Below are 1,690 nucleotides of genomic sequence, written 5' to 3'. Positions count from 1 at the left end.
GGGGGGGGGGGGGGGGGGGGGGGGGGCGCGCGGCGCGCCCCGCGCCCCCCCCCCCCCCCCCCGCCGTGCTCACCCCGCAGGCCGCGCAGGCCGGGCAGCCCGCGGGGAGTGACCCGCCGACGAAGGGCGCGACGCTCGTCCGTACGGAGGCGGGCTGGTTACGCGGTGAATCCACCGCCGAGGGGCGCCAGTTCCTCGGGATCCCGTACGCGCGCCGGCCGGTCGGCGCGCTGCGGTGGAAGGAGCCACGGGCGGTCGAGCCCTGGCGCGGCGTGCGCGGCGCCACCTCCTTCGGCAACCGGTGTGTGCAGAGCGCCAGTTGGGATCCGGGCTATGAGAATCCCAGTCACACCGAGGACTGCCTCGACCTGAACGTCTACGCCCCCGATGGCGGCGACCGGCGCCAGCGCCCCGTCATGGTCTGGCTGCACGGCGGCGGGCTGACCGCGGGAGCGGGCGAGGACATCGTCCCGGACGCCTTCGCCCGGCGCACCGGCACCGTGGTCGTGACCGTCAACTACCGCCTCGGAGCGATGGGTTTCCTCGCCGGAGAGAGCCTCGACGGTGAGGCGTCCGATCACGTCTCGGGCAACTACGGCCTGCTCGACCAGCAGGCGGCCCTGCGCTGGGTGCGCGCCAACATCGGCTCGTTCGGCGGCGACCGGCACCGCGTCACCATCGCGGGCGAGTCCGCGGGCGGCCGCTCCGTCTGCACCCTGCTCGCCTCGCCCACCGCAGAGGGCCTCTTCCGCGCGGGCATCGTGGAGAGCGGCGCGTACGGCGACTGCGCGGCCCGTGAGCGGAAGGAAGCCGGTACGCAGGGCGCGGCGTTCGCGAAGAAGGCGGGCTGCCCCGACCCGGCGACCGCCCTCGCCTGTCTGCGGAAGAAGTCCTCCGCTCAGATCCTCGCGGCGCAGAGCGGGTTCGACTGGGGCCCGGTCGTGGGCGGCGACTTCCTGCCGGTGCAGCCACAGGAGGCGTACGCGCGGGGGAGCGCGTCGGACGTCCCCGTACTGAACGGGGCCAACAGCGACGAGGGGCGGCTCTTCGCCTACGCGCAGTTCGACGGGCAGGGCAGACCGCTCACCGCCGAGCAGTACCCGGGCGCGCTCACCCAGGCGTACGGCGAAGAGCTGGGCGCCAAGGTCCTCAAGCGCTACCCGGTGTCCGAGCACGCATCGCCGACGCACGCCTACGCGGCCTCGCTCGGGGACCGGATGTTCGCCTGCACCGCGCTGCGCATGAACAAGGCGCTCGCGGACCGCGGGCCCGTCTACGCCTATGAGTTCGCCGACCGCACATCGCCGCCCTTCGCGTCGATCCGTGAAGCCGGCAAGACCTTCGACTTCGGGGCGACCCATGTGAATGAGGTGCAGTACCTCTTCAAGCACTTCGGGCTCGCGTCGCCGCTCGATGCCGAACAGCGGTCGCTGGCCCGGCAGATGGTCCAGTACTGGGGATCCTTCATCCACGGCGGGGCGCCGAGCGCCGACGGCCAGCCCGCGGCGCCCGATCAGCGGACGCGGCCCGGCCAGGTGCTCTCGCTGCGCACCGCCTCCGCGGGCGGCAACACGGTGAGCACGACACTGGCCGACGATCACCGGTGTGACCTGTGGGACTCCGCTCCGGCCGACGCCGGGTGAGCGGGTAGGCTGCCCGGCGTGCGCGACCCGGGGGGATCGCGCACGCC

Annotated in this window: 1 protein-coding gene; it reads left to right on the top strand. The window is 74.1% G+C overall.

Going from position 1 to position 1,690, the window contains the following annotated elements:
• Positions 1-65 precede the first annotated feature (65 nt).
• On the top strand, positions 66-1,643 hold the full coding sequence (locus ACFWY6_RS27050) for a carboxylesterase/lipase family protein (protein ID WP_384695350.1): 1,578 nt from the start codon (positions 66-68) through the stop codon (positions 1,641-1,643).
• The last annotated feature ends 47 nt before the right edge of the window (positions 1,644-1,690 follow it).

Source organism: Streptomyces sp. NPDC059037, from assembly GCF_042740015.1.
Classification (GTDB): domain Bacteria; phylum Actinomycetota; class Actinomycetes; order Streptomycetales; family Streptomycetaceae; genus Streptomyces.
This window is presented reverse-complemented; position numbering and strand designations above follow the sequence as displayed.